The sequence below is a fragment of the Cryobacterium sp. Y62 genome (assembly GCF_002929785.1).
In the GTDB taxonomy this organism is placed as follows: Bacteria; Actinomycetota; Actinomycetes; order Actinomycetales; family Microbacteriaceae; genus Cryobacterium.
Window position 1 is genome coordinate 69,536 of record NZ_PJJK01000107.1, and the last position, 22,519, is coordinate 92,054.

Here is a 22,519-nt window from a genome sequence, read left to right on the forward strand (position 1 = left end):
GAGTGGCTTGAGTCTACGAAAGCTCGCTGTGCCTAAGCCCCATGGATCATGCCTTGGCAGCCTTGAGCATGTAGCCGAAGCCACGCTTGGTTTGAATGAGCGGTTCGCTCGAGTGCACGTCGACCTTGCGGCGCAGGTAGGAGATGTAGCTCTCCACGATTCCGGCGTCACCGTTAAAGTCGTATTCCCAGACGTGATCGAGAATCTGCGCCTTCGACAGCACCCGGTTGGGGTTGAGCATGAGGTAACGCAGCAGCTTGAACTCGGTCGGGCTCAGCTCGATGGCCTCGGTGCCGACAAGAACCTCGTGGGTGTCCTGATCCATGGTGAGTTCGCCGGCGCGAATCACGGCATCTTCGTCGGCGTGCATGGTGCGACGCAGGATGGCCTTGATCCGAGCGACGATTTCGTCGAGGCTGAACGGCTTGGTCACGTAATCGTCGCCGCCGACGGTGAGGCCGGTGATCTTGTCTTCGGTGTCGTCCTTGGCGGTGAGGAAAAGGATCGGGGCCGTGTAGCCGGCCGAACGCAGGCGCTTGGTGACACCGAAACCGTTCATGTCGGGAAGCATGACGTCAAGAATAATGAGGTCGGGTTCCTCCTCGAGCACGGCGGAGATAGCCTGCGCGCCATTGCCCACTGCGCGCACGGCGAAGCCGGCGAAGCGGAGGCTGGTGGTGAGAAGGTCGCGAATATTGGGTTCGTCATCGACGATAAGGATGCGGGGGCCGTCAGTCATGCCCCCAGTATCTGCGTGTTAGCTGGAGCTTCGCTGAGAGTGAGCCCATGTGCCGGGATCGGCGGCCGATGATCCGTTCCGCGGCAGGAGTTAGCGCCATGATGGAATGGAACAATCGATTCATTCCAATGGTGAGGACCGTTATGACCCGCACAAGAATCAGCTCCGCTCCGGGAGTGCTGCTTCCTCAACTGGATGCACCGCGCCGGTTGATCGGCGGCCGCACCTTCGATTTCGATCGCGAGGTGGCAGTGATGGCCATCGTCAATCGCACGCCGGATTCGTTCTACGACCAGGGTGCAACGTTCGCGCTCGACGCATCCGTTCTAGCGGCACGGAAGGCCATTGCTGATGGAGCGGATTGGATTGACATTGGTGGCGCCAAGTTCGCGCCCGGGCCGGCCGTGCCGATCGAGGAGGAGATCGACCGGGTGGTTCCGGTGGTCGCGGCGCTGCGCGGCGCCGGCGTGGTCATCTCGGTCGATACCTTTCACCCGGCTGTGGCCGCCGCGAGCATCGCCGCCGGCGTGCACGTGATCAACGACACCACGGGCGTGCACGACCCCGCCATGGCCGATGTGGTCGCCGACAGCGATGCCACCCTCGTGATTACCCACAGCCTCGCGGCGCCGCGAATGCCCTACCCGGCGCCGCAGTACGACGATGTCGTTGGCGAGGTCAGCGCGTTTCTGCTCGCCCGCGTCGACCGTGCCCTCGGGCGTGGAATGCGGGCCGACCGCATCATCATCGACCCCGGCCATGACCTCAACAAGACCACCCGGCACTCGCTCGAGATCACCCGAAGGCTTGGCGAGATCACCGGGCTCGGCCTGCCGACGCTCGTGGCCGTCTCCAATAAGGATTTCGTCGGAGAGAGCCTCGATCGGCCGCGCGGCGAGCGGGTCGACGGTTCGCTGGCCGCCATGACGGTCTGTATTCTGCAGGGAGCGCGGATCGTGCGCATGCACAACGTGCGCGCGGCCGTCGATGCCGTGCGCATGACCGAGGCCATCCTCGGGCTTCGGCAGCCCGCCTACGAGCGTCACAACCTCGCCTGATGCGCGCCGAGCTGCCGCCGCGGGCGGAACTGATCGAGAGCTACCAAGTGGTCGACCGTTCGGCGCCGCGGACGCGCGTCAACTTCATCGCGAGTCTCGACGGCGCCGCGACCATCGACGACCTGAGCGGCGGTCTGAACAACGCCGACGACAAACTCGTGTTCGACACCCTGCGGCTGCTGACCGACGTGATCCTCATCGGGGCGGGCACCGTTCGGGCCGAGGGCTACGGCGGCATTCGTTTGTCAGCGGATGACGCGGCCTGGCGCACGCAGGCGGGTCTGGCCGCTCAGCCTCCGCTGGCCGTGGTGTCGGGGCGGCTGGATCTCGACCCGCGGCATCCGCTTTTCACGGAAGCTGCGACTCGACCCATCGTGCTGACCCACGCCGCCGCCCCGTCAGACCGGCGGGCCGCGCTCGCCGCGGTGGCCGACGTGATCGTGTGCGGCGACGAAGAAGTCGAGCCGCACCGCGTAGTGGCGGCGCTCGCCGAACGCGGTTTGCCGCAGATTCTGTGCGAGGGGGGTCCGCACCTGTTCGGCGACCTGCTCGCGGCGGACTGTGTCGACGAGTTGTGCCTGAGTTTCAGTCCGGTGCTGGTGGGGGGCTCGGCCGGGCGTATCGCCGTTGGCGCTAGCGCTGTTACCCGCGCTATGGAGCTGCTGCACGTCCTGCGCGCCGGCGACATGCTGTTCTTGCGTTACGGGCGCACGCGGTCCTGAGATCGGGCAAGCGTTTGTTCTGGCCGCTTTGCCAAAGCGGGCCCATGATCCAACGTAGGCCCGCTTTCTGGGCCCGGATCCGGAAAGTACTCAGGCGAGCGGGGAACGGAGTTATGCGGCCTCGAGGCTATGCGAGTCGAGGATCGTGTAGCTGTAGCCCTGCTCGGCGAGAAAACGCTGGCGGTTCTGCGCGAAGTCCTGGTCGACGGTGTCGCGGGCGACGAGGGTATAGAAGTTCGCCGATAGGCCGGACTCTTTTGGTCGCAGCAGACGGCCGAGGCGCTGGGCCTCCTCCTGGCGAGAGCCGAATGAGCCGGACACCTGGATGGCCACGGTCGCCTCGGGCAGGTCGACCGAGAAGTTCGCAACCTTCGACACCACGAGCACCTTGACCTCGCCCACCCGGAACGCCTGATACAACCGTTCTCGCTCGTCGATTGGAGTGGCACCGGTGAGCTGGGGAGCGTTCAACACCTCGGCGAGCTCGTCGATCTGGTCGAGGTACTGGCCGATCACGAGGATACGTTCGCCCTCGTGCTTCTTGATCAGGACCTGCACTACGCCGAGCTTGGCCGGAGCGGTTGCCGCCATGCGGTATCGCTCATGATCCGCTGCCGCAGCGTAGCTGAGTCGCTCCGACTGCGGCAGGTCGATGCGCACCTCGTAGCAGTTGGCGGGCGAGATGAAGCCTTGAGCCTCGATCTCCTTCCACGGGGCGTCGAACCGCTTGGGGCCGATCAGGCTGAACACATCGCCCTCGCGGCCGTCCTCGCGCACCAGGGTGGCGGTGAGACCGAGGCGGCGGCGCGCCTGCAGCTCGGCGGTGAGCTTGAACACGGGTGCTGGCAACAGATGCACCTCATCGTAAATCACCAGGCCCCAGTCCATGGCGTCGAGCAGCTCGAGGTGGGCGTACTCGCCCTTGCGCTTCGCGGTGAGAATTTGGTAGGTCGCGATGGTCACGGGCTTGACCTCTTTGACTTGCCCGGAGTATTCGCCGATCTCGTCGGGCGTGAGCGTGGTGCGCTTGAGCAGTTCGTTGCGCCATTGCCGCGCCGAGACCGTGTTGGTTACCAGGATGAGCGTGTTGGTCTTGGCGGTGGCCATCGCTCCGGCGCCGACCAGTGTTTTACCGGCGCCACAGGGCAGCACGACTACGCCGCTGCCGCCGTCGAAGAAGCTCGCGACGGCCTTGTTCTGGTAGTCGCGCAGCGCCCAGCCGTCTTCGCGCAGGGCGATGTCGTGCGGGGTGCCGGGCGTGTACCCGGCGAGGTCCTCGGCCGGCCAGCCGAGCTTCACCAGCTCCTGCTTGAGCTGCCCGCGAGCCCACGGCTCGACCAGGTACGTTTCCGACGACGGATGCCCGATCAGCAGTGGCGCGATGCGCTTGGCCCCTGCTATCTCGGTGAGCACGGCCTGGTCGCTGCTGTGTAGCACCAAGTCGCCCTCGGAGTCGCGTTCGATGACGAGGCGGCCGTAGCGGCCGACCGTCTCGGTGATGTCCACGCTGACCGTCTGCGGTATGGCGAACTTGGAATATTTCTCGAGCGTGGCGAGCATGTCCGAAGCGTCGTGGCCGGCCGCCCGGGCATTCCACAGGCCGAGCCGCGTGATGCGGTAAGTGTGGATGTGCTCGGGAGCCCGTTCGAGCTCGGCAAAAACGGCGAGGTCGTGACGAGCATCCTCGGCAAGAGGGTGGGCGACTTCGAGCAACACCGTGCGGTCACTTTGAACAATCAGGGGGCCATCAGACATAGCGCTCAATCCTACTCGCGTCCGATGCCGTCGCCTGCACTCGGCCAATGCTCGCGTCGGGTGTCGTCCTCGACACCTGGCTGGTCAGGGCGCCGGGGTGATGCTCAGGATGCTTTTCAACGGCAGGGTGCGCTCGATGTCGGCGCGTCGGTCGCGAGCTCGGAAGCGGCCGTTACTGACACTGGCCGGTTGGAGCAGATAGTCCACGACCGAGCCGCCGGGCATCGCAACGCTGACCAGGATGGTCTGCTTGGCTTTGATGGCGGAGTCGAGCTGACGGGCGAGCCAGGCATCCGCTACCGACACGCCGTGGCCGTCGCTGGCGCGGAGCTTCTCGACCAGGTTCAGAGCCGGATCCTTCGGCGGGGTCACGGCGATCCTGGCGACCTGGTGTCGCCGCAGGTGCACAATCTCGCCATGTTCGTTCTCGGCGGCGACGGGATAGCGCGCATCGCTGAGCGCCCAGAACACCGCGTCGCCGCCGAACCGACTGAGCAGGCGCTCACCGTCGTCGGCGCGCACCAGCCCGAGCGGGGCGAGAGTCTGGTCGACCGCGATCGTGTTCAGCAGTGCGGCATCCGTTGAAGAGACGTAGCTCAACGCGAGGACGGCATCGTCGGCCAGGGTGCCCACTCGCACGCGACCGTAGCGGGCGGCTGACTCATTGATCAGATAGTCCACTGGCTGCGGAATGCCGGTGAGCGAGATTGAAGCGAGAAAGGCCAGCAGAGACGCGGCGTTCTCGCCGGCGGCCAGCGCACGATTGACGGATGCTGCGGTGATGCGATAGCTCGACGCCAGTTCCCGACTTTCCACGTCGGCCATCCCGCGCAGGCGGGCATCGATCGACGGGGCCAACGGGCCGGGGGACACCATCGACAGGTCGTGCTGGAGATACACGGCACCGACCTCGGAGGGGAGGGCAGCCGCCATGGTCGCCACAGCCGCCATAAGGTCGCCGCGTAGCATGCTCGCGCCGGCGGTACTCGTGGTGTCGTGGGCCGTGATGCCGATCAGTTCGGCGTCGCGGGCAAACTCGGTCAGCTGAGTCTGCATCCACTCGCCGCCCGCTGGGTAGAGCCAGGCGATGAATCCCGATAGCGCCTCGCCCCAGAACAACCCCGCCTGTCGCGGCAGAATGTCGGCGACGATAGGAGGGAGGGCCGCCTGCCAGGCCGCAGCCAGGGTGGACCAACGGGAGGTGGTGCCTTCGAGCAGCCAGGCCTCGCCGGACTCGGTTTCCATCCAATACCCGTCGGAGCGGGCCAGCAGGTCGGCCCGCGCGGCCAGGGCGACGATCGGCGCGACCAGCTCGAGCTCAACGGTCATGATGGCGGCCAGACGCTTCGTGTCGGGCTGACCGAGTCCGCCGCGGCTGAGCTCGCGGGCGGGCTCGCGGCTGAGCTCGTTGACCAGCTCGGCGATCGACGATACAACCGAGAAGGCGCGCTCGGTGGCGAGCGTGTCGATGAAAGGGATATCGGTGTCCGGTACGGCGGCTACGGTGGCCGGGGAGACTGTGATGGCCAGATCGGCGGCTCCCGGAAGGCCCTGGGCCGGCCATTTCGCCAGGTGAGCCGAGACGGCGTTGTAGGGGATGCAGCATCCGTCCGTACGAACTGTGAGCAGCAGGGCGTCGAGGAAATCGGCGCGGGCGGCCACGTCGGCGGCCGTGACTTCGGTGGAACCCAGTGCTGAGAGCCGTTGGGCGACGGCGTGCAGGCTGGGTACCGAATCGGCGCTCGTGTATTCGCCGGCGACGGCCAGTACGGCCAGTACGGACCGGTCCAGGTGGCTGAGCGCCAGCTGGATGCTTTCGGGGTGCAGCAGCGCTTCGGCCAGGTCAAAGAAATCGTGGATGCCGTTCGCGCTCACACCGCGCACCCCGATCACGTGCCGCAGCTCGGCATCGGGCAGGGCCCGAAGTCGTGACGCGAGGCCGAGCATTACTCGCGGTCTCGTCGGGCTTCGCGACTGCGGCGAACTCCAACCGTGACCATGAGCGCGATGACCAGCAGAAAACCAACCGGAAGACCGAATGTCGGGAGCACGATAACGGATGGCCAGATACCCTGCCCGAATTGCGGCGCCTTGACGCCCACCGCCGTCGCCGCGATCACCGCGATAAAGGCGAGGATCGACAGCCCGACCACGCCCGCAACCGTGTAAGCAAGAACACGTTCTATCCGGCTGACGGGTCGTGGAGTTTGATTGGTCACAGGCTAAGGATACGGGCACGCAGCGGCCGCAACCGAATATGCTGAGTTCACACCCCGCACTCTTCTGTGCGCCCAAAACTCAGTGAGGTTCAGATGCCTACCGGCAAGGTCAAGTTTTACGACGAAGAGAAGGGTTTTGGCTTCATCACTTCCGATGACGGCCAGGAAGTCTTCCTCCACGCTTCCGCCCTGCCTTCCGGCGTTACCGTCAAGGCCGGCGCGAAGCTCGAATTCGGTATCGCCGACGGCAAACGCGGCGCCCAGGCACTCTCGGTGCGCGTGATTGAAGCTCCGCCGAGCCTGTCCAAGATCAACCGCAAACCGGCCGACGACATGGCGATCATCGTCGAAGACCTGGTGAAACTGCTCGACGGCATCGGCACCAACCTCAAGCGCGGGCGCTACCCCGAGTCGAGCCACAGCAAGAAGATCGCGGCGATGCTACGCAAGGTCGCCGAGGAACTGGATGCCTGACCTGACGGACGCACAGCCGGCCGACGCCCAGCCCACGACGGCAAAACCAACCGACGCCACCTTGCTCGCGGCCGTTGATCTGGCCCGCACTGCGCTCCGAGAGATCACGGATGAGGACACGATCGGCGAGGTGATCGGGCACCTCGATGAGGGCGAGTTCGTGATCTCGCTACTTTTCGACTGCCTGATGACCGGCTATCCGGGCTGGCGCTGGACGGTCTCCTTGGCCCGAGTCGATGAAAATGCCGCGCCGACGGTGCTTGAGACCGAGCTCACCCCCGGCGACGATTCCCTGCTGGCACCCGAATGGGTGCCGTGGTCGGATCGCCTTATCGAAGACGACGGGGACGCGGATGTCGACGAATCAGATTCAGAGGATTATGACGACTCCGACGACTCCGACGACTCCGACGACTCCGACGAGTCGGACGAAGACAGCGACGATGGGTCCGGTGACGACGCCGATGACTCGCTCGATGCCCTCGATGGCATCGACTTCGATGAGGCCCTAGCGGCGGCGGAACTGAACCCAGGTGATACCGGCAAGTCCGAGCCCGACGCCGATGACAGCGCACCACAGCCACCAACCCGGTCCCGACGCGCTCGCCGCCCCTGATGCCTGCGGCGCCGTGAACTCAATGACGAGTGCGGCGCCGAGGGCGATCAGCCAGAGCAGCGTGCCCACAAGCAGTGCCTTGCGGGCATCCGTTCTCGCGGGTAGCGGATCGGGCCGACGTTCACTGTCTTTCAGCCAGAGACGCATGGCCCGATCCTTTCGTTGGGCTTCGTGCTAGTTACCGAGGTGGCCGACGACGTGCTCGATCGACGCGACGAGCTTCTTGACATCCTCAGGGTCGATCGCGGTGAAGGTCGCGATGCGCAGCTGGTTGCGGCCGAGCTTGCGGTACGGCTCCGTGTCAACAATGCCGTTGGCACGTAGCGTCTTGCTGACCGCTGACGCATCGATGGCGTCGTCGAAGTCGATCGTGACGACGACCTGCGAACGGTGGGTCGGGTCCGCCACGAACGGGGTCGCGTAATCGACGTCTGCCGCCCAGTCATATAGAACGGATGACGATGCCAGGGTGCGCGCGGACGCCCACGCCAGTCCGCCGCTCTGGTTGATCCAATCGATCTGGTTCTCCATCAGCAGCAGCGTGCTGAGGGCCGGGGTATTGAGCGTCTGGTTCAGGCGGGAGTTATCGACGGCGTTCTTGAGGCTGAGAAATTCCGGAATGTACCGGCCGCTCGCGGCGATACGTTCGACGCGTTCGAGGGCCGCCGGGGAGAACAGGGCGATCCACAGGCCACCATCAGAGGCGAGGTTTTTCTGCGGGGCGAAGTAATAGACATCGGCCTGGCTGGCATCGAAATCGATGCCAGCGGCGGCGCTCGTGGCGTCGATGACAGTGAGGGCGCCAGCGTCGCCGGCGACCCGGATGACCGGGGCCATGACGCCGGTCGAGGTCTCATTCTGGGGCCAGGCGTAGACGTCGATGCCGCCCTTCACAACGAAGTCGCTGCGCGAGCCGGTGTCGGCGTTGATCACGTCGGGGGCATCGAGCCACGGGGCAGCGGCCGCCTTGGCGAACTTGCCGCCGAACTCGCCGAAGACCAGGTTCTGCGCGCGCTTCTCGATCAGGGAGAACGCTGCGGCATCCCAGAACGCGGTCGAGCCGCCATTGCCGAGCACGACTTCATAACCGTCCGGAATGCTGAACAGCTCGGCGAGGCCGGCCCGCACCCGACCGACGAGGTCTTTCACTGGGGGCTGGCGGTGCGAGGTGCCGAGCACTCCGGTGCCGAATCCGAGCAGGTGGTCGAGCTGTTCTCTCCGGATTTTCGATGGGCCGCAGCCGAATCGTCCGTCGACGGGGAGCAGATCGGTGGGTATGAGAAGGTCTGCCATGCCGTAATTCTAGTTGCCCTCCCACTGGCGGGTAGGCTTGTGACGCTGTGCGGGCCATTGCCGAGGCCGCCAACGAGGCACCTTCCGTCACCAGATGAGCGGTGCGCGCACGAGCTGAACGAAGGGCTGCGGATGAGCGATCTGATCGACACCACCGAAATGTATCTCCGCACCATCCTCGACCTGGAGGAAGAACAGATCGTGCCGTTGCGGGCGCGCATCTCCGAGCGTCTTGGGCACTCCGGTCCCACTGTCTCCCAGACCGTCGCGCGCATGGAGCGGGACGGCCTCGTCGTCGTCTCCGGCGACCGGCACCTGGAATTGACTGCGGCGGGCCGCAGTAAGGCCGTGCACGTGATGCGCAAGCACCGTCTGGCCGAGCGTCTGCTCAGCGACGTGATCGGGCTCGAGTGGGAGTTCGTGCACGATGAGGCCTGTCGCTGGGAGCACGTGATGAGCGAACAGGTGGAACGCAAGATTTTAGAGCTGCTCGGTCACCCCACCGAGTCTCCTTATGGCAATCCGATTCCGGGATTAGACGAGTTCGGTGAATCAGCGGCCGTGGCGTTCATGGCGGGAGTAACCAGCGTGGTTGCGGTGGTGGCGAGTTCATCCGAGCCGGTGACCGCGGTCATCCGTCGCCTAGGTGAACCGGTGCAGTTCGACCCCGAGCTGCTTCTGCAGCTCAAGCAGAGCGGCGTCATGCCCGGCGCGACGGGAGTCTTCTCGGTTGCCGGATCGTACGTTCTAGTACAGGTCGAAGGTTTCGGTGCCGGCCTGGAACTGCCCAACGAGGTCGCCAGCCATATTTTCGTCAGCACGCCGGACGGCTTCGCGCCCGTCGCTCACTGACATCGGGCGCAGATCGCTCCGCGCCGATTCCAGCCAGACGTCTCGTCCCAATGACCGTGCCGTTATCAATTCGTTAGAAAAATGGTACTTCAGCGTGACAAATGGGTGCGCGTCTTGTAACCTCGGGGAGTCCCACAGATCAGAAACGGTCGAAGGACTCTAGCCAAGACGCCTGTTCGCCCCGTCTCTTGACTAGGAACACACCCGCGATTAGCGAAGTGGACGGGACAACAACCTAGTGTTGTCGAGGCGCCGGAGGTTAAAACTTTGGCTGCATTAGGCATGAGAAGGTCCCGCCGCGGGCTGGGTCGAACATCCGATGCCCTGGCAACAGTGGAACCTTCGGCACACGCCCACCGGGCACTGCCGCGTGCGGCCCCGAAGAAGCGCCGCAGCCGCCTCGGCAATGTCGTCGTTATGACCCTCGCTACCGGCATGATCGCCACAATGGCCCTTCCGGCCTATGCCTTCGCCCCCGGTTCGAACGAAGCCAGCTTTCAGGCCAGTGAGTCCACCGAAATGTCCAAGGCTCAGGCGCAAGCCGTTGAGGTCGACGCGCAGGCAGCGACCGTGAGTGTTGCTCGCGAAGGATTCACCGCCACCACCCCGGAAGAACTTGAAGCTGCGGCCGCCGCGGCAGCCGCGGAAACCCGCCGTATCGAGGTCGCCGCGCAGATGACCTCGTATGCCGCGAGCTACTCCGGTCCGAGCGTCGCCGACTACCTGGCCAACCCGACCTACCCGAATTTTGATCTCGCATCCGTTTTCAATGTGGCCTCGCAGTATCAGGGCACACCGTATGTCTATGGCGGCGCCACCCCGGCCGGCTTCGACTGCTCCGGCTTCATCATGTACGTCTATGCGCAATTCGGCATCAGTCTGCCGCACTCGTCGACGGGCCAGGGCGCGGCCGGAACCAAGATCGCGATCGAGGATGCCGTGCCAGGCGACCTCGTGATCATGCCCGGTCACGACGGCTTCTATGCCGGCAACGGCAATATTCTGCACGCCCCATACACCGGCCAGTCGGTGCGGATACAGCCCATCTGGAGCAGCGACTACTACATCGTGAGGATCGGCATCTAACCCGCCCTCGGTGAACGCTGGGTAACAGCTCACACAAATGGCGCGTTCAGGTTTACCTGATGCGCCATTTGTGGGTTAACCTAGTGCCCTGATGTAGTTGAAGATCCGCAAGGAGAGCCCATGCATGAGCGACGCACTATCCACACCATGGATGTGCGCGGTCGCGAGTGCTTTCGGCATAGTTGTCAGAGCGAGAAGAGCTGCGTGAGCAGCCGTAAGGCGTTGTCATCGTGACGGCGCCTTTTTTGTACCCTCTCTCGCCTTGTCACGCTCTTGTTCTTTGCGCATCGGATGTAGTTCGAATGGCTGGAAGCCGTCCAGCCTCCTTCGAAAGGGAGCGCATGCGCACACTGGTACTCAATGCGGGCTATGAGCCCCTCGCCGTTGTTTCGTTCAAACGGGCACTCCTTCTGGTCATGAATCAGAAGGCGACGATCGTGCAGTCCGATCGGGACCATCCCGTTTTCGCGGCCTCGGGGTCATGGGATCGGCCGAGCGTCATTCTGCTCACGCGGTACGTGCGCATTCCCATGTCGAGACTCGTGCCGGTCAGTCGCCGTGGAGTCTTGCGTCGTGACGATCACCGCTGCTGTTACTGCGGCAAGTCCGCGGCCACGATCGACCATGTGCTGCCGCGATCGCGCGGTGGGCGCGACACTTGGGACAACCTCGCCGCCTGCTGCCTGCGCTGCAATAACCTGAAGAGCGACCACACCCCGGCCGAAATGGGCTGGGAGCTGCGCTTCACCCCGCGGATGCCGCAGGGCACTACGTGGGTTGTGCGCGGCGTCGAGCGGCCGCTGGAGGACTGGGACGCCTACCTGGCGCCTGCCGCCTAGGTTTTTGGTCATGCGGATCAACATTACGGGCGGGCTCGTCGATGACCAGGTGGAGGCACTGCGGTTCTACACCGACGTGCTGGGCTTCCTGAAAAAGCATGACAGCCCCATGGACGGCGAGGACCGCTGGCTGACCGTCGTGTCCCCTCGGAGAACCCGAAAGGCACCGAACTGTTGCTGGAACCCAGCGGCCACCTCGCCGCGAAGCCGGTCAGGGAGGCCCCGGACGCCGACGGCATCCCGTTCACCCAATTCGCTGTCGACGACGTTCCGGTGTGAGCGACTTCGCGGCCTCGGCGTGCGCGTCACGCAGGAACCGACGATTATAAGGCCGGTGACCACGGCTGTTCTCGACGACCTGCGGCAACTTGCTCTAGATCGTGCACATGACCAGCTAGCCGGCGTCGGCATTACGCGGTTTCCGTGGCACCGTCGTGCTTCGATCGAGCGGGCTGACCGGCGCGACCGGCTAAACTTGCCGAACCAGCCTCTGTAGCTCAACGGAAGAGCAGTTCCGTCCTAAGGAAACGGTTGGGGGTTCGAATCCCTCCAGGGGCACCATGCTTTGAGGCCCTACATCCCTTGTAAACACTGGGCTGTAGGGTTTTCGTACTTCTCAGGAATGGCCGTTTGCCCACATTTTGCCCACACTTCAAAAGATTTAGGTGTGATCGGTGGTCGCTGAAACGGCCCAATTTTGGCATTTCAACGCGCAGCGGGGACACCGCGCCAGGGGCCTTGGGGCCGCTCCTCGAGGTAGAAAATCGACTCCGACGGGCGTGAATCGTTACGGCAGCGCGTCCGACCTGGTCTTTGCAGTATCAAGCGAGATCGCCACTGCGTCAAGGTCATCGTCAAATAGATCGGCGTAGGTGTCCAGGGTCATCGCCTTTGAGGCGTGCCCCAGCATGCGCTGCACCGCCTTCACGTTTGCGCCGCCCAGATCGCCAGGGACGCTGCGGTATGCCGCAAATCATGCAGCGTCAGCCCAATAGGAATGGACGAATCGGTCAGGCGTGCGCGTTTTCGGGCTCCCGCGAACCAGACGTCACAGTGGGTCGGCGTGTCCAAATAGATGTTGCCATTGCCGAACACGAGCTGGTTGCGCTGTTTGCCTGCGATCTGATCTGTCTGCGACGCTTCGAGAAAGGCAGGAACGGGCACGCTGCGCATCTCGTAACCTTTGGGGGAGCCGATCACGATGTGGCCGCCCGCACGCACGGCGTTCGTTTGCACGAGCACGCGCCGTGGGACTGCCCCGGGTTCAGTTGACTCAGAGGGTTAGTGGTTTTAGGCGGCCGTGAGGGCCATGTTTATTGTCTCAAACTCGATCGGGGTGAGTTTGCCGAGGCGGCGTTGCCGTCGCCGGCGGTGGTAGGTGCGCTCGATTCAGACGACGATCGCGAGGCGCAGTTCCTCCCGGGTCGCCCAGCGTTGCCGGTCGAGGACGTTCTTTTGCAGCAGCGCGAAGAAGGACTCCATCGCGGCGTTGTCGCCGCAGGCGCCGACACGGCCCATCGACTCGGTGATGCCGTTGTTCTTCAGCACCCGCAGGAAGGCGTTGGAACGAAATTGCGACCCGCGATCGCTGTTAAGCCGAATTCGGCTTAACAGCGATTATGCCGAGGATGACGTTAAGCCGAGAAACCGTGCCGATGCCGCTTGTTTACAGGGAGGGAGGTCGACTTTCTCGGCATAGTGCGCTGCGGTCGCTGGCGTTACCTTCATCGTGTCCAGATGCACGGTGAAGGGAAAATACTATGGAAACGCTGGTTGATGACATTGGAGTTGTCGTTGTCGAGGCGCGGAGAGCGGCCGGTTACAAAGAGTCGACGATTGGTAACTATCGGAAGTCGATTCGATGGTTGGCTCTGCTGGCGCGGAAGGACGGCGTCTACACCTCGGCTTTGGGGGCGGAGTTTGCGTCGATGACGACGAGTCTGAGAACGGGCCGCTTCAGCGTCCAACGCCACTTCGATTATGGCTGATTAGTGACACTGTTCGACTCGTATGTATTGACCAGGCGGGTGAGCTTGGTGATGAGTAACCGCGGCGGCGGCCTGGCAGTGCCGCAATGCGCCGACTTGGTCGCCGTCTGGGACGCGTGGTCGTGAGAGATGGAGCGCCGTGGCCTGGCCACGGCTACTCGAAGTGCCTATGGTCGGGCGGCACGCGAATATCTGCTTTTTTTGGAGGCGAGCGGGATCACGTCGTTGGAGGCAGCTGACGGCACCACCGTGTTTGCCTATCTGGAGTCATTGCTGGACCGGTGGGCGGCATCGGCGATGTGGACGGTGGTATCGAATTTCCGCCCATTCCTCACCCATGTCCAGCGGCACGATTTACTTGATGCGTTGACAATGGCGCGCGCCTGGCGGTGGCACCAGCTCGTTCCCGTACTGGCCGACGGTGACGAGCAGTTGGTCATTCCGGCCTGCACCTGCGGCGACGTTCCTGCCCGAGACGCTGCGATCACGATGCTGGCTCTGGTGACGGGGTTACGCGCCTGCGACATCATCGCGCTACGGCTGATGGACATCGATTGGCGCAGCTCCACTCTCGGCATCGTGCAGCAGAAAACGGGCAATCCGTTGACGTTGCCGCTGCCTGCCGCGGTCCTCAGTAAGCTGGCCGACTATGTTCTGGGCGACCGGCCAGCCTCCGACATCGAGAACGTGTTCCTGCGGTCGTTGGCCCCGCACCTCGCGTTGGCAGATCATGCGACGATCTATGCGATCACGCGGCGGATATTCAGGGCCGCCGGGGTGACGCAGACGAAAGCGGGCACCCGGATGTTGCGTCACCACGCGGCGACGAAGTTGCTGCGCGCGAGAACACCACTGCCGACGATCTCCGCAATTCTGGGACATTCGAGTCCGGATTCCACGAACGTCTATTTGAGCGACGACACCGAGCAGATGCGCGCATGCGTGCTTCCGATGCCTGCAAGGCCACGACCGTGAGCGGGCACGGATTCGCCAGCCTGTTCGCCGATGACCTTGAGGGCTACCTCGCGTTCAAAACGAGCATGGGCTGTTACGGCGCTTCCCGGATCTGGTATCTGAAACAGTTCGACCGATACTGCGCTGACCATGCTTTGGAGATTCTCGTCCGGGCGACGATCGAGGGCTGGGTGACGGTCCAGCAATCGTCCCAGCCGGGACCTTACCGGTCGTGGATGTCTTACATCCGAGACTTCGGCCGGTGGGTGCGGATCAACGGCAACCAGAAGGCTTACGTGCTGTCGGACCGCTGGAAGGCCGGTTTCGTCCGGTCGCGGCCCTACCTGCTGACTGACGCCGAAATTGAGTTGTTCTTCCGGGCGGCCGCACGGGTGGAGGCTTCTTCGCCGTGGAAATGGCAGGCCGTCGCATTCTTCGCCCTGATGCACTCCGGCGGGCTGCGCACCGGCGAAGTTCGCCACCTCACCCCGCACGATGTTCATCTGAACGACGGCGTTATCGAGGTGCTGGGCGCCAAGGGACATCGTGACCGACGACTGCCGCTCACCGGCGAGCTCCTTGACGTCCTGACCGATTGCGATACCCGCTCCCGCGGCGTCTTCACCCGGAATTTCTCTCCGCAGTCTACTTGTCCGACCCAAGACCTATGTCTCAGCGATGACAGGCCATAAAACAGGACCAGTTGGCGGCTACAGCGCCACATACAAACAGTTGAGCTACCGCTACGCCGTGCTCTGCCCCGCACAAGGATCTAACAAGGATGATCGCGTGATTCTCACATCGAACCCGGTGGCGGCTCTTCACAACATCTCGAATGAGCCAATCATGTAGCCCGCCTGACCACCTCTCGGAAGTCACAAACGGAAACATAAGGGAACCACTCACGACGGCGAACCGGGGCATTAAAGCCATCCAGCACGAACACCTGACCCCGCTCTGCAAGATAGCTTGCCAAGCGCTTCGAGAGTCGCGTCATCCCAAGTGGCCAAACTCCGGTGTGCCGTGTGCGGACCATCACGAGTCGTAGGTTGGTCTTCCCGCAGCGTCAGGCCTGTACATCTCCGCGCCATCCGACATCGTCGGCTCCTTTCGCCTCGATGAACTCCTTAAAGTTCGTGAGGTCTTTCTTGATGGCGTGGCCGTCAATACCGAGAGCGGCCCCAGCCTTCTCAATCGGCCCTGTTGCCTCCCAATCAAGCTGAACCGTCACACGAGTCTTGTTCGCGGCCAATTTATGGAACGTAACGACTCCCGCGTGGTCGACCTGGCCGCCGGTGCTGTTCCAGGCAACACGCTCGTCGGGGTGCTGCTCAGTTATCCGAGCCTCAAACGTGCGCTCCACGCCGCCGATTTTAATCTTCCACTCGGTGAGAGTGTCGGTTACTTGCGTGATGGATTCAACAAAACTCAAAAACTTTGGAAACTCCTCGAATTTTGTCCACTGGTTGTAAGCAACGGTAACGGGAACGTTGACGTCGACAGTCTCGATGGCGTTGGGCATGATGACCTCCTAATGCGAATTCCACGGATGAAATAGTTTCTGCAACCCCATTCACCGTACCGAAGGCTTATCCAAGGTCAACCCGGGTAAGGAAAAACTTGCAGAAACGAGAAGGTACCTGTGCGCGGAACCTCAGCAGCGTGAACATTCGATGGGCCGGGCTAAACAACGGGCGAGGGAGACCCGTCAGATTCCCTCTCGGTCCCCGGGCGAAGCGCGACCAAAATGCGCTTCAGATCGATGACGATCGCGGCCGTCGGGCTGAGCGATGTCGCTTCGGCACCCAACTCTTGCATGCTGTGCAGAATCGCCTCGACTGCCACTACGGCGGCATCAAAGGGTGCGCTATCACGCGGGCCGTCGTCCGTGGCACGCAAAGTTTCCGCGACCGCGTGCAGGGCATCGCTAAGAACCGGCCGCAACTCGGGCGGCAGTTCAAGGGGAATCGGTTTACCCCAAATCATGCCCGAAAAAACCTCTGTCAGGTTGCGCACATGAAAGGTCACGTTCTCCAGAGCCGCGAGGTCCTCATAGTCAACAACAAGATTTCTGCGGTTGAACCGAGCGCGAGGGTTACCCTGACGACTCTCATCGGCGTACTGCACAGCCGACCTGACGTCTCGGGCCGCGTCGGTGAGTGCGTTACCCCTGGTCGCCCAGAGGTCACGCTCCGGAGGCCAATTCTCGACCAAGGCTACGCCGATATCGCTGAGGTGCGTGGCGAGGGTGCCTCGAAAACTGGTCAACCGCTCGACAGCTGTGCCGATGGCGAGCGGCGGCAAAATTAGCAGGTTGACCAAAAGCCCCACCACCATTCCCAGACAGACTTGGGCGAGATAGCCGACCGAGTAATCATCGGCTTCCGGACCGCCGATGATGAGAACGAAAAGAGCAGTCAGAGGTACTTGTTCTCCGCCCACACCAAGCCATCGCATTCCTCCGATAAGGGAGCCAAGGCCGATCACCAGCGAGATCGTCCACACGCTGGGCTCGCTCAGGAGGAGCACGGCCCCGGCGAGGGCGATCCCCACGGCGAGCCCAGCGAGGGTTTGTAAAGCGCTGCGAAGCGAACGCATAAGCGTTGGGTGCATGCTCAGAAGTGCGCCCAGCGGCGCGTAATACCGCAATTCCTGAGCATCTCCAGGGAGGAAAGGGGACAGCGTCCAGGCAATCGCCACAGCAACAGCAATCTTGGTGACCTGGAGGAATCGCGGAGGTTGAAGACGACGACGAACCGACGCCAGCCGTGATACGTTCCACGGGAAAATCGTTCTCGGCATCGTCTAAGTCTCTCCTGCGGCAACGGAGAGTTGGGATCCGCTCGCCCCGCAGGTTAAGCGCGGAGGCTGGCGAGGCGCTGGGAAACACCCGACAAGAAAAACACTCCCGCAGCACGGCGGTACGGAGCTGTGGAATTTCGGAGAGGATGTCCACTTTCGTTCACTGGTGAGTCGCAACGGTTAATGGCGTTGTTTCGGGGCTCTCCTGACGTAACCGTGGGTTAAATCCGGCCGGGGAGCACGGGTTTGTGCCCGCCGAGGCTGAGCATGGTGAGGGCGNGTGAAGTGATTGCTTCCCGCAAGATGTGGCGCGATGTCCTATTCGGGCGGCAGAACGAACAAAGGTGTTCATTCGTGAGAATCATTTGCTCGTATTGTCGTCCTCAGGCGCAAATCAAATTGGACCCTGCCCAGAACGCAGAGACTGCCGCACCTCGATACTTGCTGAAATATTCCGGCTATAACTCCACCACTATCCGTCTTTACCACGGTCGTCGGTAACCCCGCCAGCCAACGGTCGGTGCGACATCCCCCGGATCTCCTACTCATTCAATTCAAACCGTGCCATTGCAGTTCTTCAAACGCGCTCGGAGGGAAAACACGAATATGCAAATTGGGATGACTAAGTCATAGAACGGTCTCTAGAAAATTCTTTTCACCTTTCAACGGCGTGTGACCCCTCACCAAGGGCACAAGCCACATATCCCAGGAAACGTAGTGTGTGTTGTGGGTTCGTTAGAGTACGGCAATAGAACGGTCGAATTTGACGATCGGATTCTGGCGCACATTCAGATCGTGATTGTCCGCAAGCTTCGCCGGGGCGAAAGCTTCCTGGTGTCCTGGAAAGAGGCCTCTGAGACGGGACATGGTCGCAGTTCAATATGGGTACACCCCGCCATGCCCCTCTACTTCAAATTCCATGGCGGTCGCTCGCCCAGCGTGAACCCGGTCTGGTTGGCGGAACTCACCCTCTCCGCCGACAGCTCTTTCGGGATGCTTATTACGTCAGAGAAGATATCGCCCAAAATTACGCGGCAAACGAACTCACGGGAGTGTTGACATGCGCTATGTCAGCACCACGATGGCCTCCGCTCTCCGGCGGCAACGAACGCGCGAGCAGCAGCCAACAGCGTCGACACGCAACAACCATTCGAAACTTCTGGCAGTCTCGCGACCTGTTGGCTACGAAGAGTCTTGTCACTACGACATCGGCACGTCTCCGTGTCATGTTCCCCATACTCGTCTGCACAACGAACGCTTAGACGGTGATGTCCCTGGCGCGTTGGATCGCGCAGTAGACCGTGGACCTGGCCACGCTGAAGAGTTCAGCGATCTGCGCGGTGGTGCGTTCGCCTCGCCGGTGGACCTCGACGCCGTGCTTCTCCTGCGCCTGGAATAGCTCAGGCTACGTGACCGCAACCAGCGACATTTGTGCCCGCACCATCGCCACCTAAGAGACCTCGGGCGAGCGGCAGACGCACTCACCATCAAGGGGTCAATCGTGCCCGTTTCGACGCGGATGACCGGAATTGGAAGTGGACGAAAGGGACTGCCCCGGGTTCAGTTGACTTAGAGGGTTAGTGGTTTCAGGCGGCCGTGAGGGCCAGGTGTGTTGTCTCAAACTCGATCGGGGTGAGTTTGCCGAGGCGGCGTTGTCGGCGCTTGCGGTGGTAGGTCCGCTCGGTCCAGACGACGATCGCGAGGCGCAGTTCCTCCCGGGTCGCCCCGCGTTGCCGGTCGAGGACGTTCTTTTGCAGCAGCGCGAAGAAGGACTCCATCGCGGCGTTGTCGCCGCAGGCGCCAACGCGGCCCATCGATCCGGTGATGCCGTTGTTCTTCAGTACCCGCAGGAAGGCGTTGGAGCGGAATTGCGACCCGCGATCGGAATGCAGGATCGTGCCGTCGATGGTGCGTTGGCCAATCGCGTGGCGCGCCGCGGCCACGGCCAGGGACGCCGTCATCCTGGAGTCGATGGAGTAGCCGACGATCTTGTTCGAGCAGACGTCCTTGATCGCGCAGAGGTAGATCTTGCCCTCATCGGTGCGGTGTTCGGTGATGTCGGTGAGCCAGAGCTGGTTCGGGCGCGTCGCGGTGAACTTCCGCTTGACGAGGTCGTCGTGCACCGATGCCCCGGCCTTGCGGGTCAGGCCGCGTTTCTTCGCGAACACGCTCCAAGTCGCTGCTGGGAGCCAGCCGCCAGGCTCGGTTCTCACCCGCAGCGAGGCCCGCCTGGTGGAGCTCGTCGGCGATGGACCGGTAGCCGAACGCGGGGTCGTCCTGGTGCGCGTCCCAGGCGGCGTTGGTGAGGTGGGCGTCGTCCCAGTCGCGCGGGGAGATGGGGTTGCGCTTCCACTTGTAGAACGCTTGTTTGGAGAAGCGCAACACCCGGCAGGTCACCGTGATGGGGATACCGTCGACGGCCATTTCGAGGACCAGCGGGTACATCATTGTGGGTTGACGTCACGGGAAAGATAGGCGACGGCACGGCGCATGACCTCGGCTTCTTGCTCGAGCAGCCGGATACGTTTCTTCGCATCCCGGAGCTCCGCGGACTCCTTCTCGGTCACACCGGGCTTCACGCCCTCTTCGACGTCGGCTTTCTTCAGCCAGTTCGCTAGGCAGGACTCCGAGATGCCGAAGTCCTTCGCGATCTGGTTCAGCGGAGCTTCGTGCATTCGGGCGACCGCGACAACATCACGGCGAAACTCGGGTGGGTAGGGCTTGGGCATGATGACATCCTTCCAGCGAAGACGAATCTCCACAGATCAGGAGTCAACCAAACCAGGGGCAGTCCCAACGGTAACCGCCTCAGCGTCTTCACCGCCCCCGTACTCTCAGCCGAAGATCCGATATACCGCGGGGTGAAGATCCCGCAAGCGTTCTGGAAGATCGCAGCATGGACAACCACCACAAAAGGCCCCACCATTCTGCACGCTGCCGGATTCGTCCTCGACCAAAGCCCACAATTAGAAGACATCGACCTTGACACGGTCCGCACTCCAGCCCTCATGTACGGTAAACCCCCACCGCTGGGACCGTACCGCACCTAACCAAGTACCCATCGTGGACATCATCGACCTCACCGGGCTCAACCTGACCGCCCTATCCGAAGCAGACGTCTACGCGCAGGCCCCAGCAATCCGAGAAGACACCGATCGTCAAACGCGCTGGACCGAACTAGTCGACACCGCAGGCATCCACCTCTAACCACACCGAATCCTCTACAGCCAGCTCAGTCCCCGGCGCGGAGGTAGACGTAGACGGTTTCGCGGCTGATCCCAAACTCTCGAGCAAGCACAGACTTCGGCACGCCAGCGGCAGCCTTCTCGCGCAGCTCGGCCGCGCGGGCCGCGTCCAGTGACGGGGTGCGGCCGCGGTAGACACCACGCTTCTTAGCCAGAGTGATGCCCTCGCGTTGACGTTCACGGATCAAGGAACGCTCGAACTCAGCAAACGCTCCCATGACGTTGAGGAGCAGGTTCGCCATTGCATTGTCGTCGCCCGTGAAGGCGAGTTGCTCTTTCACGAATTCGACCCGGACCTTCTTCGCTGTGAGCCGGCGCACGATCAAGCGAAGATCATCCAAGTTACGGGCCAACCGGTCCATGGAATGCACGAGAACAGTATCGCTATCTCGGACGAACTTGATCATCTCCTCCGGCTCGGGCCGGTTCTGATCCTTCCCCGTGTTAACACCGACCCCTAGAAACCGCCGCGTTTATGGGCTCTCCTGACGTAACCGTGGGTTAAATCCGGCCGGGGAGCACGGGTTTGTGCCCGCCGAGGCTGAGCATGGTGAGGGCGATGAGGGCGTCGGGTGATTTGAAGCCGAAGGCGATGCGGGTCATGAGGCGGATCTTGGTGTTCATGGATTCGACGCGGCCGTTGGAGAGGCCGTGCTCGATGGACGCGAGAATCGCGGTGCGGTGCTTGACGATGCTCTTCTGCAGTTTCACGAAGGACGGAATGCGGCAGCGTCGGGCCCAGCCGACCCATTTGTCGAGGGCTTCGGTCGCTTCGTCGAGGGGCAGTTTGAAGATCACCCGGAGGCCTTCCTTCAGGTAGTAGGCGCGTGCCAGGCGAGGGTCGGTCTGCACGATCCAGGCGAGCTTGGCTTGCTGCTTCTCGGTCAGGTTTTCCGGGTTCTTCCAGAGGGCGTAGCGGCAGTTCTTGATGCCGGCAGCTCGGGCGCTGTCCGGGCGAGCGGGAGCGTCGGCGGCTGGCCGGCCGCGGGTGCGTCGGGCATCGTTGTGGCGGGCGGCTGTGCGGGCATCGTTCCACGCGGCCCGGCGGACGTCATCGAGGGCTTCGGTGGCCCACGTCACGACGTGGAACGGATCAGCACACCGAACGGCGTCGGGCGCTTTCTCCGCGACAACACTGGCGATCCAGGCCGCACCGTCGGCCGAAACATGCGTGATCTGGGCTGAACGCTCCGGGCCTAACGCATCGAAAAACGTCGCGAGGGTGGCTTTGTCCTGACCCGGCGCCGCCCAGACGAGGCGGCCGGAATCGTGGTCGACGACGCAGGTCAAATACTTGTGGCCGCGCTTGTAACTGATCTCGTCGATCCCGATCCGCGTCAGGTCCGCGAACTGATCGTACTGCTTTTCGGTATCGGCCCAGACCCTGGTGATGATTGCGCCGACGGTGCGCCACGCGATGCGCATCAGCACGGTGATGGCGGTCTTGGATGTTTGCGTGGCCAGCCACGCGACCTGATCATCGAAGAACATCGTGTGGCCGCTTTGGTGCCGAGCCCAGGGGACGGCGGCGACGGTGACGCCGTGGACGCGGCAGGACACTCGGGGTGCGTCGGCTTCGAGGTGAACTTGAATTGAGCCCACGTCTAACCCTCGCCAGCGACGCTGCCCGTCACCGAGGTCGTAGCGTGGGCAGCGCTTCTGACAGGACCCGCAGCGGTTCCGCTTCACTGCCATCGGACGCACCGACGCGATCAAAATCCTGCCCTCCAGATCAAGATCGACGTCCTCGACGAACGTGTTCTCGACACCAAGGAGGGTTCGCCATATTCTTAGAGTTCGCACGCCGCTTTTTCCGTTCCCGAGTTTCTTACCTTTGACAGTTAGAAACCTAGGCGGAGAGCGGCGTGCGGCCGTTA

Annotated in this window: 22 protein-coding genes, 1 tRNA gene and 3 pseudogenes; 14 read left to right on the forward strand and 12 right to left on the reverse strand. The window is 62.8% G+C overall.

All coding sequences use genetic code 11. The annotated features are described in order from the left end of the window. Positions 1–46: 46 nt before the first annotated feature. Entirely contained in the window at positions 47–739 is a 693-nt protein-coding gene (locus CXY71_RS10535) for a response regulator transcription factor (RefSeq protein ID WP_092112483.1), read from the reverse strand. Between the two features lie 143 nt (positions 740–882). Between CXY71_RS10535 and folP the strand changes: the two genes are divergently transcribed. Together folP and CXY71_RS10545 are read left to right on the forward strand one after the other, a co-directional pair. After that, the gene (gene folP, locus CXY71_RS10540) at positions 883–1,797 is read left to right on the forward strand and encodes a dihydropteroate synthase (protein WP_233204589.1); all 915 of its coding nucleotides are present in this window, start codon (positions 883–885) and stop codon (positions 1,795–1,797) included. After that, positions 1,797–2,519, forward strand: a complete 723-nt coding sequence (locus tag CXY71_RS10545; protein ID WP_104135571.1) for a pyrimidine reductase family protein — start codon at positions 1,797–1,799, stop codon at positions 2,517–2,519. Before folP ends, CXY71_RS10545 begins: the two co-directional genes overlap by 1 nt. 111 nt (positions 2,520–2,630) lie before the next feature. Here CXY71_RS10545 and CXY71_RS10550 read toward each other — a convergent pair whose 3' ends face one another. The 3 genes from CXY71_RS10550 to CXY71_RS10560 form a co-directional block, all read right to left on the reverse strand. After that, positions 2,631–4,274 (reverse strand): DNA repair helicase XPB, encoded by a 1,644-nt coding sequence (locus CXY71_RS10550; protein ID WP_104135572.1) that lies wholly within the window; start codon positions 4,272–4,274, stop codon positions 2,631–2,633. Positions 4,275–4,358: 84 nt separating this feature from the next. Further along, on the reverse strand, positions 4,359–6,221 hold the full coding sequence (locus CXY71_RS10555) for a helicase-associated domain-containing protein (protein ID WP_104135573.1): 1,863 nt from the start codon (positions 6,219–6,221) through the stop codon (positions 4,359–4,361). Then, complete coding sequence (locus CXY71_RS10560) at positions 6,221–6,493, reverse strand: multidrug ABC transporter ATPase (protein WP_146071719.1); 273 nt, start codon at positions 6,491–6,493, stop codon at positions 6,221–6,223. The genes CXY71_RS10555 and CXY71_RS10560 overlap by 1 nt, the downstream gene beginning before the upstream one ends. Positions 6,494–6,586: 93 nt before the next feature. Between CXY71_RS10560 and CXY71_RS10565 the strand changes: the two genes are divergently transcribed. Continuing rightward, positions 6,587–6,967, forward strand: coding sequence for a cold-shock protein (locus CXY71_RS10565; protein ID WP_092451191.1), 381 nt, complete (start codon positions 6,587–6,589; stop codon positions 6,965–6,967). Beyond that, positions 6,960–7,583: a DUF3027 domain-containing protein gene (locus CXY71_RS10570; protein ID WP_104135575.1), complete on the forward strand. Its 624-nt coding sequence runs from the start codon at positions 6,960–6,962 to the stop codon at positions 7,581–7,583. Before CXY71_RS10565 ends, CXY71_RS10570 begins: the two co-directional genes overlap by 8 nt. A 174-nt stretch (positions 7,584–7,757) precedes the next feature. Here CXY71_RS10570 and serC read toward each other — a convergent pair whose 3' ends face one another. Further along, positions 7,758–8,876 carry a phosphoserine transaminase gene (gene serC, locus CXY71_RS10580; RefSeq protein ID WP_104135577.1) on the reverse strand — a complete coding sequence of 373 codons (1,119 nt, stop codon included), beginning with the start codon at positions 8,874–8,876 and terminating at the stop codon, positions 7,758–7,760. Positions 8,877–9,008: 132 nt separating this feature from the next. Between serC and CXY71_RS10585 the strand changes: the two genes are divergently transcribed. From CXY71_RS10585 to CXY71_RS10605, 5 genes are all read left to right on the forward strand, one after another. After that, positions 9,009–9,728, forward strand: coding sequence for a metal-dependent transcriptional regulator (locus CXY71_RS10585; RefSeq protein WP_104135578.1), 720 nt, complete (start codon positions 9,009–9,011; stop codon positions 9,726–9,728). A gap of 282 nt (positions 9,729–10,010) precedes the next feature. Next, a complete protein-coding gene (locus tag CXY71_RS10590; protein ID WP_104135579.1) occupies positions 10,011–10,814 on the forward strand; it encodes a C40 family peptidase in 804 nt (267 codons plus the stop codon). Positions 10,815–11,155: 341 nt separating this feature from the next. Next, positions 11,156–11,653 (forward strand): HNH endonuclease, encoded by a 498-nt coding sequence (locus CXY71_RS10595; RefSeq protein WP_104135580.1) that lies wholly within the window; start codon positions 11,156–11,158, stop codon positions 11,651–11,653. A 10-nt stretch (positions 11,654–11,663) separates the two neighbouring features. Further along, a complete protein-coding gene (locus tag CXY71_RS10600) occupies positions 11,664–12,149 on the forward strand; it encodes a VOC family protein (protein WP_368665878.1) in 486 nt (161 codons plus the stop codon). Next, positions 12,140–12,214: transfer RNA gene (locus CXY71_RS10605), tRNA-Arg, on the forward strand. Before CXY71_RS10600 ends, CXY71_RS10605 begins: the two co-directional genes overlap by 10 nt. Before the next feature lie 363 nt (positions 12,215–12,577). Here the strand turns inward: CXY71_RS10605 and CXY71_RS10610 are convergent. Together CXY71_RS10610 and CXY71_RS10615 are read right to left on the reverse strand one after the other, a co-directional pair. After that, positions 12,578–12,889 (reverse strand): hypothetical protein, encoded by a 312-nt coding sequence (locus CXY71_RS10610; protein WP_146072800.1) that lies wholly within the window; start codon positions 12,887–12,889, stop codon positions 12,578–12,580. A gap of 54 nt (positions 12,890–12,943) precedes the next feature. Next, positions 12,944–13,249: pseudogene (locus CXY71_RS10615) on the reverse strand (IS3 family transposase); the annotation flags it as partial. Between the two features lie 164 nt (positions 13,250–13,413). Between CXY71_RS10615 and CXY71_RS21475 the strand changes: the two are divergent. The 3 genes from CXY71_RS21475 (at position 13,414) to CXY71_RS10625 (ending at position 15,287) form a co-directional block, all read left to right on the forward strand. Continuing rightward, the gene (locus CXY71_RS21475) at positions 13,414–13,641 is read left to right on the forward strand and encodes a hypothetical protein (protein ID WP_199184277.1); all 228 of its coding nucleotides are present in this window, start codon (positions 13,414–13,416) and stop codon (positions 13,639–13,641) included. A gap of 129 nt (positions 13,642–13,770) precedes the next feature. Next, positions 13,771–14,616, forward strand: coding sequence for a tyrosine-type recombinase/integrase (locus CXY71_RS10620; RefSeq protein ID WP_199184278.1), 846 nt, complete (start codon positions 13,771–13,773; stop codon positions 14,614–14,616). Further along, positions 14,580–15,287, forward strand: coding sequence for a tyrosine-type recombinase/integrase (locus CXY71_RS10625; protein ID WP_199184279.1), 708 nt, complete (start codon positions 14,580–14,582; stop codon positions 15,285–15,287). Before CXY71_RS10620 ends, CXY71_RS10625 begins: the two co-directional genes overlap by 37 nt. Positions 15,288–15,661: 374 nt before the next feature. Here the strand turns inward: CXY71_RS10625 and CXY71_RS10630 are convergent, their stop codons facing one another. The 3 genes and pseudogenes from CXY71_RS10630 to CXY71_RS10645 all read right to left on the reverse strand — a co-directional run bounded on the left by CXY71_RS10630 (position 15,662) and on the right by CXY71_RS10645 (position 20,126). Further along, a complete protein-coding gene (locus tag CXY71_RS10630) occupies positions 15,662–16,117 on the reverse strand; it encodes an SRPBCC family protein (protein ID WP_104135582.1) in 456 nt (151 codons plus the stop codon). A gap of 161 nt (positions 16,118–16,278) precedes the next feature. Then, positions 16,279–17,397 carry an aromatic acid exporter family protein gene (locus tag CXY71_RS10635; protein ID WP_104135583.1) on the reverse strand — a complete coding sequence of 373 codons (1,119 nt, stop codon included), beginning with the start codon at positions 17,395–17,397 and terminating at the stop codon, positions 16,279–16,281. Between the two features lie 1,586 nt (positions 17,398–18,983). Next, positions 18,984–20,126, reverse strand: a pseudogene (locus tag CXY71_RS10645) (IS3 family transposase). Between CXY71_RS10645 and CXY71_RS10650 the strand changes: the two are divergent. Continuing rightward, the gene (locus CXY71_RS10650) at positions 20,067–20,447 is read left to right on the forward strand and encodes a DNA/RNA non-specific endonuclease (RefSeq protein ID WP_233204590.1); all 381 of its coding nucleotides are present in this window, start codon (positions 20,067–20,069) and stop codon (positions 20,445–20,447) included. The pseudogene CXY71_RS10645 and the gene CXY71_RS10650 sit on opposite strands and share 60 nt — an antisense overlap. A 13-nt stretch (positions 20,448–20,460) precedes the next feature. After that, on the forward strand, positions 20,461–20,604 hold the full coding sequence (locus tag CXY71_RS22030) for a hypothetical protein (protein WP_233204591.1): 144 nt from the start codon (positions 20,461–20,463) through the stop codon (positions 20,602–20,604). A gap of 25 nt (positions 20,605–20,629) precedes the next feature. Here CXY71_RS22030 and CXY71_RS10655 read toward each other — a convergent pair. Both CXY71_RS10655 and CXY71_RS10660 read right to left on the reverse strand, forming a co-directional pair. Next, positions 20,630–21,085, reverse strand: a pseudogene (locus CXY71_RS10655) (recombinase family protein); the annotation flags it as partial. A gap of 58 nt (positions 21,086–21,143) precedes the next feature. After that, entirely contained in the window at positions 21,144–22,445 is a 1,302-nt protein-coding gene (locus tag CXY71_RS10660) for an ISL3 family transposase (protein WP_104135585.1), read from the reverse strand. Positions 22,446–22,519 lie beyond the last annotated feature (74 nt).